General features: G+C 70.7%; 5 protein-coding genes. 2 read left to right on the top strand and 3 right to left on the bottom strand.

Annotation, left to right across the window (positions count from 1 at the left end):
• Nucleotides 1-331: 331 nt before the first annotated feature.
• A complete protein-coding gene (locus VF697_RS23780) occupies nucleotides 332-1,225 on the bottom strand; it encodes a tetratricopeptide repeat protein (RefSeq protein WP_331098713.1) in 894 nt (297 codons plus the stop codon).
• Nucleotides 1,226-1,384: 159 nt separating this feature from the next.
• Between VF697_RS23780 and VF697_RS23775 the strand changes: the two genes are divergently transcribed.
• A complete protein-coding gene (locus tag VF697_RS23775) occupies nucleotides 1,385-2,977 on the top strand; it encodes an ArnT family glycosyltransferase (RefSeq protein ID WP_331098711.1) in 1,593 nt (530 codons plus the stop codon).
• Nucleotides 2,978-3,149: 172 nt separating this feature from the next.
• The gene (locus VF697_RS23770; protein WP_331098709.1) at nucleotides 3,150-5,453 is read left to right on the top strand and encodes a GAF domain-containing protein; all 2,304 of its coding nucleotides are present in this window, start codon (nucleotides 3,150-3,152) and stop codon (nucleotides 5,451-5,453) included.
• Between the two features lie 529 nt (nucleotides 5,454-5,982).
• Here the strand turns inward: VF697_RS23770 and VF697_RS23765 are convergent.
• Both VF697_RS23765 and VF697_RS23760 read right to left on the bottom strand, forming a co-directional pair.
• Nucleotides 5,983-6,786, bottom strand: coding sequence for a hypothetical protein (locus tag VF697_RS23765; protein ID WP_331098707.1), 804 nt, complete (start codon nucleotides 6,784-6,786; stop codon nucleotides 5,983-5,985).
• Between the two features lie 25 nt (nucleotides 6,787-6,811).
• Nucleotides 6,812-7,037 (bottom strand): hypothetical protein (locus tag VF697_RS23760; protein ID WP_331098705.1); only part of this gene is annotated, 226 nt, incomplete at its 5' end.

Raw genomic sequence — 7,037 nt, 5'->3', positions numbered from 1 at the left:
GAGGAACACGGCGGTCGCGGCCACGAGGAGTCCGGCGAGGACCGGCAGCGGGAGCCAGGACGCACGCCTTGCCGTGGAGGTGCTCGGGGGGGGGGTGTCCATTCCTGCCTTCTTCCGGGTGGCCTGCCCAGCCCACCCTCACCGTTGGTCCGGCAACGGCGTCACTTCCTGGGCAGGTCCGTAACACATCCCTGGGACGAAAGACGCCGGGAGTCGCGGAGGCGGGGGGCGGGTGGAAGCGGATGGTGCCTTGTATGCAAAACAACCGGGCCGCCACCGGGAGACAGTGTCCCGATGACGGCCCGGTGGGTGAAACGGGATTCCCGGTGGATTACTGCGCCAGCGCCTGCTGGTCGGCGAGGCGGCGGGCGCACTCGCCCTTCATGTCCACGTAGAAGTCCTTGGAGGACAGGGAGATGGCCTGGGTGTACAGGTCCAGGGCCTCCTGGTACTTGCCCGAGGCGTCCAGCAGCACCGCGAGGTTGTAGAGCGCCGCGGCGTTCCGCGGGTTGCCCTGCACGTAGCCCTCCATCTCGGTGATGGCGCGCGGCACGTTGCCCTGCTCGGCCACCTCGATGATGGGCTTCTGCGCCTTGTCGTCGTCATCCATGCGGATGTACTTCGTCACGTACCTGGGCGTGATGTCGCCGAGGAGCCGCAGCACCAGCGCGCGCGCCGCGTTGTCGAGGGCCAGGCTCTTGTCCGCGCCACGGGCCACCATCTCGTACTCCTGCTCGGCCAGCACCGCCCTGCCCGTCGAGGTGAAGGCCGTGACGCTCACCACCGTCCTGGCCTCGTAGAACTTCTTCTCCTGCTCGGTGGGGTTGCCCTTGCTGTCCTTGCCCTTGATGATCTCCGTCCGCGCCTCGGCGTCCCAGTCGTTGACGTCGATGCGAACGCCGACCTCGTCCGGGCTCTGCGCCGGGCCGTTGCCCGCGTTGACGATCTGCACCGAGCGGCCGGCCACCTTCACGACGATGCCCTCGTTGGAGCGGTCCGACGTCTGGAAGTAGCCCTGGCCCCGAGCCTGGCGGAGCAGCTCGTCGATGACCAGGTCACGAGCGCCCTTGCGGCCCTCGGTCTGGACCACGGTCAGACGCCTGGCGGAGCCGAGGTTCACGCGGGCCGGCTGCAGGACGTTGACCTTCAGGGTTGGCGCGCAACCCACCGCGAGGGTGGCCGCGAGCGCCAGGACGACATGACGCAGAGTGCGAGAGGACAGCATGGGCAGTGGATTCCCCTTGTGGGATGACCCTCGGTGAAGGGTGGAAGGCAAACTACCATGCCTCCCGGACAGGCAGGCAATCCGGAGGGGAGGGCGGAAACCCCTTTCGCCGCCTGCTCCCTTGGCTTTGGGCCGGGCCTGCGTATTCTGCGCGCCCTCATGTCGTCCGCTTCGACCGTTCCCGCCGCTCCCCCGCGCCCGTCTGGCGCCACTCCCGTCCTCTCCGCGGTGCCCGACGTGGCCCCGGAGCCGAGCGCCCGGTTGCTGCTGGGCCTGCTGCTCGCCGCGGTGCTGCTGCCGCGTCTGCTGTTGATGCCCATCAACGAGAACTTCTACGGCGACGCGGTCGCCCGCACGGACCTGGCCGAGCGCTGGGCGAACGCGCCGCACCTCATCACCTCCTATGGAGATGGCGCCTACCAGTTCGGGCCCCTTCACCTGTACCTGGTGGGGGCCACGCTGAAGGTGGTGGAGGACAAGGCGCTCGCGGGCCGGCTGGTGAGCCTGCTCTTCGGCGTGCTGGCGGTGGTGCCGCTCTTCTCGCTCACCCGGCGCCTCTTCGACTGGCGCGCCGGCGTGTGGTCCGCCCTGGCCTTCTCCGTCTGGGGCATGCACCTGCAGATGTCCACCACGGCGGCCAGCGAGGCGCTCTCGCTCTTCCTCATGCTGTGGGTGTTCGCGCTCGTCGCGGAGGGCCTGGACGACAACCGCCTGGGGCCCATCTTCGGGGCGGCGGCGGTGCTCAACCTGGCGTGCGCCACGCGCTATGACGCCTGGCTCTTCATCCCGCTCCTCTCCGTGGCGCTGCTCTTCTGGGGCGAGGATCGCATCGCCGCCATCACCCGCGCGGTGGGCTTCGGCCTGCTGTGTCTGCCCTTCCCGCTGCTGTGGATGCAGGGCAACGAGCTGGCGCATGGAGACCCCTTCTTCCCCATCCGCGCGGTGGATCAGTTCCACGCGGACTGGGTGCGCGAGGGCATCGGCCGGATGGGCGCGTGGGTCTACCGGCTGCAGAGCCTCGGCTTCTGGCCGGGGGTGGCGCTGCTGTCGCTGTCGCCGGGCGTGGCCCTGCTGGCCATGGTGGGCATGAGGCGGATGTGGCGCGAGCGGCCCGACGTGCGCTGGCTGGTGCTCGCCTCCGTGGTGCCCGCCGTGTACTTCACCTTCCGGGCCGCGGTGCTGCTGGACTTCCAGCCCCTGGGGCGCTTCACGGTGACGGAGCTGGCGCTGATGCTGCCCTTCGTGGTGCCGGGCTTCGAGGCGAGCATGGGCCAGCGGGGCGCCGGGGCGCGCAAGGCCGTGGCCGGGCTGTGCGGGGTGCTGGCGGTGGCCCTGCCCCTGGCCATGGGCCTCTACACCTTCCGCGTCGACGGCGGCCTGCACGACAGCTTCCGGCCCGTCAGCCCCACCTCCACCAACCCCGTGCCGGTGATGCAGGTGGCTCGCTTCCTCAAGGAGGAGGTGGCGGCCAAGGGGGGCGCGGCCGTGCTCGACCAGGACCCGAACTACCTGGACCTGCAGCTCGCCTTCTTCTCCGGGCTGCCCGACGAGCGGCTCGCCCGCGTGCGCTGGGAGACCTTCCGCAAGCACCTGCGCGAGGCCTCGCCGGAGTACCTCGTGCGCTTCGACGGCGGCGCGCTCGAGAAGGACGCCGGCGTGACGCTGGAGGGCCGCACGCTGACGCTCGATGGCGTGGCGTACGAGGAGCAGGACGGCTTCTCCGCCCCGCTGCACGTCTACCGGCGCCGCTAGCCACCGCGCCCGCCCAGGGTTGGCCAGAAGACAGACTCCTGGCTGATCCCCGGTTTCCTGGAAGTTTCCGTTGAGACTGGCATGGCGGCCACCGCCGTGTTCGTGCGACAACACTGTCGCCGGGCTTCCATCCCCCCCCCAGCTCGCGCTCCCCCCCACAGGCTCCCAGGCCATGAAGTCCGCCGCAGTGCTTCCCCCACCCGCATCGACCCCCACCCAGGCGAGCATCCTGGTCGTCGATGACAACCCCAATCAGCTCCTCGCCATCGAGGCCCTCCTCGCGCCCCTGGGCCAGCGGGTGGTGACGGCCGCGTCGGGCGGGGAGGCCCTGCGGCTCCTGCTCGGCATGGACTGCGCCGTCGCGCTGGTGGACGTCCACCTGCCGGACATCGACGGCTTCGAGGTGGTGCGCCTCATGCGCGAGCGGGAGAAGACGCGCCGCACTCCCGTCATCTTCCTGTCCGGGCTGACGGCCGACACGCGCTTCACCACCCGCGCCTACGCCCTGGGGGCGGTGGACTTCCTGGCCAAGCCGTTCGACCCCCTGGTGCTGCGCGCCAAGACGGAGGTGTTCGTCGAGCTGTACCTGCACCGCGAGCGGCTCAAGCTCCAGGCGGAGCGCGAGAAGGCGGAGCTGGAGCGCATGCGGCTGTTGAGCCTCCTGACGCAGACTCCGGCGGCCATCGCCATCACCCGGGGGCCGGACTTCGTCTTCGAGTTCGCCAACTCCTTATATGAGAAGGTGGTCGGCCGTTCCGTCGTGCCGGGCAGGTCCCTGCGCGAGGTGCTGCCCGAAGTCACCTCGCAGACGGAGGTGATGGAGGCGCTCCGGCGCGCGTTGCGTACCGGCGAGCCCGTCGTGGCCCGCGAGTTGCCCGTGTCGCTCGGCCGGCGGGGCGACGGCACCCTGGAGGAGACCTTCTTCGACGTCGTCTACCAGCCCTTGCTGGAGGAGCAGGGGCAGGTGTCGCGGCTGCTCACCCACGCGGTGGAGGTGACGGAGCAGGTGCGCGCGCGCCAGCGGCTCGAGGCCACCGAGGCGACGCTGCGCCAGCGGGAGGCCGAGTTCCGCAGCCTGGCCGAGAACATCCCCGACCTCGTCGCCCGGTTCGACCGCCAGCACCGGGTCCTCTACGTCAACCGCGTCGTCGAGCGGAACATCGGACAGCCCGCGGCCAGCGTCGTGGGCAGGAGCCTGGTGGAGCTCGGCATCTCGCCGGAGCGGGTGGGCTCCTGGGACGCGACCATCGCCGAGGCGTTCGAGGGCCGGGAGACCTCGCTCGCCTTCGACTTCCTCGCGGCGGGCGAGCTCCGGTCCTTCGAGGCGCGCCTGGTGCCCGAGCAGGACGAACAGGGAGAGGTGGGCTCCGTGCTCGCCGTCGCCCGCGACGTGACGGAGGCGCGCCAGCGCGAGCAGGTGCTGCGCGAGAGCGAGAACCGCTTCCGGCTGATGGCGGAGGCCGGGGAGCTGCTCTCCTCCCTGGAGGACCGCACCGTGCTGCAGAAGCTGGCGGAGCTGGTCGTGCCGCGCCTGTCGGACTGGGCGGCCGTGGACCTGCTCTCCGAGACGGGCGTGGTGGAGCGCGTGGTGGCGGTGCACAGCGACCCGGAGAAGGCGGCGCTCGCCTTCGAGATCGCTCGCCGCTGGCCCATCGACCCGGCCTCCCACGGGGGAATCGGCCAGGTGCTGCGCACGGGCGAGCCCCTGCTCGTCCAGATGGATCCCGACAAGGACATGCCGCGGCTGGCGCGCAGCGAGGAGCACCTGCGGCTGGCCCGCTCCCTGGGGCTGGGCTCGTCGATGGCGCTGCCCCTCATGGCCCGCGGCCGGGTGCTGGGCGCGATCACCCTCGTCCAGTCCGAGAGCGGCCGGCGCTTCAGCGAGAAGGACCTGCCGCTCGCCCAGGAGCTGGCACGACGGGCGGGACTCGCGGTGGACAACGCGTTGCTGTACCGCGCGGCGCGCGAGGCGCAGGCGCGTGCCTCCCAGCTCCAGGCGGTGGCCGCGGCGCTCTCCCGGGCCGCCACCCCGGAGGAGGTGGCCCGTGCCATCCTCACCGAGGGGCTCGCACACGCCGTCACGCACGCGGGCGCCGTCTACCTGCGCGAGCCGGATGGGAGCCTGCGCGCCCTGCATGACGTGGGTTACCCCGAGGAGGCCATCCGCACCCTGCGCCACATCCCCCCGGGGGAGCGGACCCCCCAGTCGGACACGGTGCTCGCGGGGGAGGCGCGCTGGTTCACCTCCACCGAGGAACTGCTGGCGCTCTACCCCCAGCTCTCCGGGGTGATGTGGGCCTACGAGGCGCGCGTCGGGCTGCCCCTGCTCATCGACGGCCGCACCCAGGGCTGTCTGTGGCTGTCCTTCCAGGGCAAGCGGAGCTTCTCGCCCGAGGAGCGGGACTTCCTCACCGCCCTGGCGCAGCTCTGCGCCCAGGCGCTCGGGCGCGCGCGGCTGTTCACCGAGGCCCGTTGACCACGGCATTCGCGGCCATTGCGCTCCTCGACCCGCTGCTCCCGTACGGGTTCGGTTCACCCTGGAGCTGTGCCGCACGCTGGTGGAAGTGGAGCGCCGGGGCGTGCGGCACTGGAGGGAGCGCTGGCCGCCATGGAGGGGGAGGCGTGCTGGGACGAGCCGATGGAGGACCCGGACGCGCCGGAGAACCAGACGACGGAGGCGCTGGCGGAACTGGCGCCCAACTCCTGGGCGCGCTGGGAGCAGCAGTGGAACGCGGCGCGGCCCCGGCGCGGGCGCGCGCAAGTGGGCGGCGGTGGAGCGTGCCAAACGCCTGCCCCGGTCCCTCCCCAGCCCCCCGTGGCGCCTCCGCGCTCCAGGCCGTGCCGGCCTCCCAGTTGGAAAGGCCGGTGCCCCGTCAGACACGAAGAGGGGCCAGTGGCGGGCTGTGTGGGCGGGCGCGTCTGTCAAAGACTCTCAAGGCCGGCGGGCAGCGGCACTTCTGGACGTCCAGGAGTGAAGTCCGTTAGAGGCCGGCGCAGGCCACCATCTATTGCAACCCAAGCTCGCGGTCCCAGGCATAGAGCTTCTCAAGCACATCCGACGTGCATGCACCGGACACCCGCTCGAAGGAGAGCGCGTCGAGGGTGGCGAGGCGCTCGCGTTGGTAGGCTGGGTCGGCCAACACCTGCCGGTGCTTCAGGTCACGCCCGGCGGCAAGGGCCCGGGGCATCTCCCGGAGGATGGCCTCGATGCAATCCTCCCGCGTTGCCCGCGCCATACGCTCCGCCGCAATCCCCAGGCGCTCGCGCACCGAGCCTTCCGCCTCCGGACACCACGCCTCCATGGTCCAATCACAGGAGGCCACCATCACCTCCTCCAGGGTCTGCGCCGCCCCCAGTCTCTTGAAGAGGTAGCGTATACGCTCAAGGGGCTCCCAGAAGCGCAGCACCGCCTCCAGGCGTCGCGCCGTGCGCTCCGCGCTCACAGGTCCCATTTGCTCAAGAGCGAAGAACAGTGCGCCCCAGGCCGTCTCCAGAAAGGCTGCCTCGTAGGCATCTCTCACGGCTGACGTGTCCTCCCACTCCAGTGATTCCCACAACTCGCCCAAGAGGTTGGACATCATGTACAGGCGCCAGGACGGGCGCTCATGTTGGAAGTCCACCACCTCATGTGCCACCACCACCTCACCCGGAGGCATGTCCAACATCTGCCGGGGAGTAGGGAAGGAGCCGTCCTTCCGGTACTGCTCGCCACATCGTCGCCCCTCCCGCTTCGCCTTCTGCTGCACCGTGCGATAGGTGCCATGCAGGAAAGATGGCAGTTGCAGTGAAGCAGACGGTTCAGGAGTCATGGCGCTCTCCTAGCAAACCGGGTTCTCAGTGAGGAAGGGGCATGCTCGCGGCTGCGGGCACCTGGGCCGGCGGCGCGTCGGGTGGCGGCCTTGCCGGAAAGGGAATGACCTGGCCTCCTCCTTGGGCGGGGGGCTGCGCTCCCGGGCCCGCACCCATCTGGCCCATGAGGCTCCCCCAGAGCACCACCCTCGCGGCTTCGCCAACGATGTCGATGACGAGGCCCACGGCCCCGCTGAAGGTGGCGAGTTTT

The sequence above is a fragment of the Archangium sp. genome (assembly GCF_036388035.1).
Lineage (GTDB): Bacteria > Myxococcota > Myxococcia > Myxococcales > Myxococcaceae > Archangium.
Note: the sequence above shows the minus strand (reverse complement) of the source record. Positions and strands in the feature narration are given on the sequence as shown.

Bases quoted from the DNA above. Each gene is read 5' to 3' on its own strand.
- VF697_RS23780 (WP_331098713.1), bottom strand. From the start codon at position 1,225: ATGCTGTCCTCTCGCACTCTGCGTCATGTCGTCCTGGCGCTCGCGGCC.
- VF697_RS23775 (WP_331098711.1), top strand. From the start codon at position 1,385: ATGTCGTCCGCTTCGACCGTTCCCGCCGCTCCCCCGCGCCCGTCTGGC.
- VF697_RS23770 (WP_331098709.1), top strand. From the start codon at position 3,150: ATGAAGTCCGCCGCAGTGCTTCCCCCACCCGCATCGACCCCCACCCAG.
- VF697_RS23765 (WP_331098707.1), bottom strand. From the start codon at position 6,786: ATGACTCCTGAACCGTCTGCTTCACTGCAACTGCCATCTTTCCTGCAT.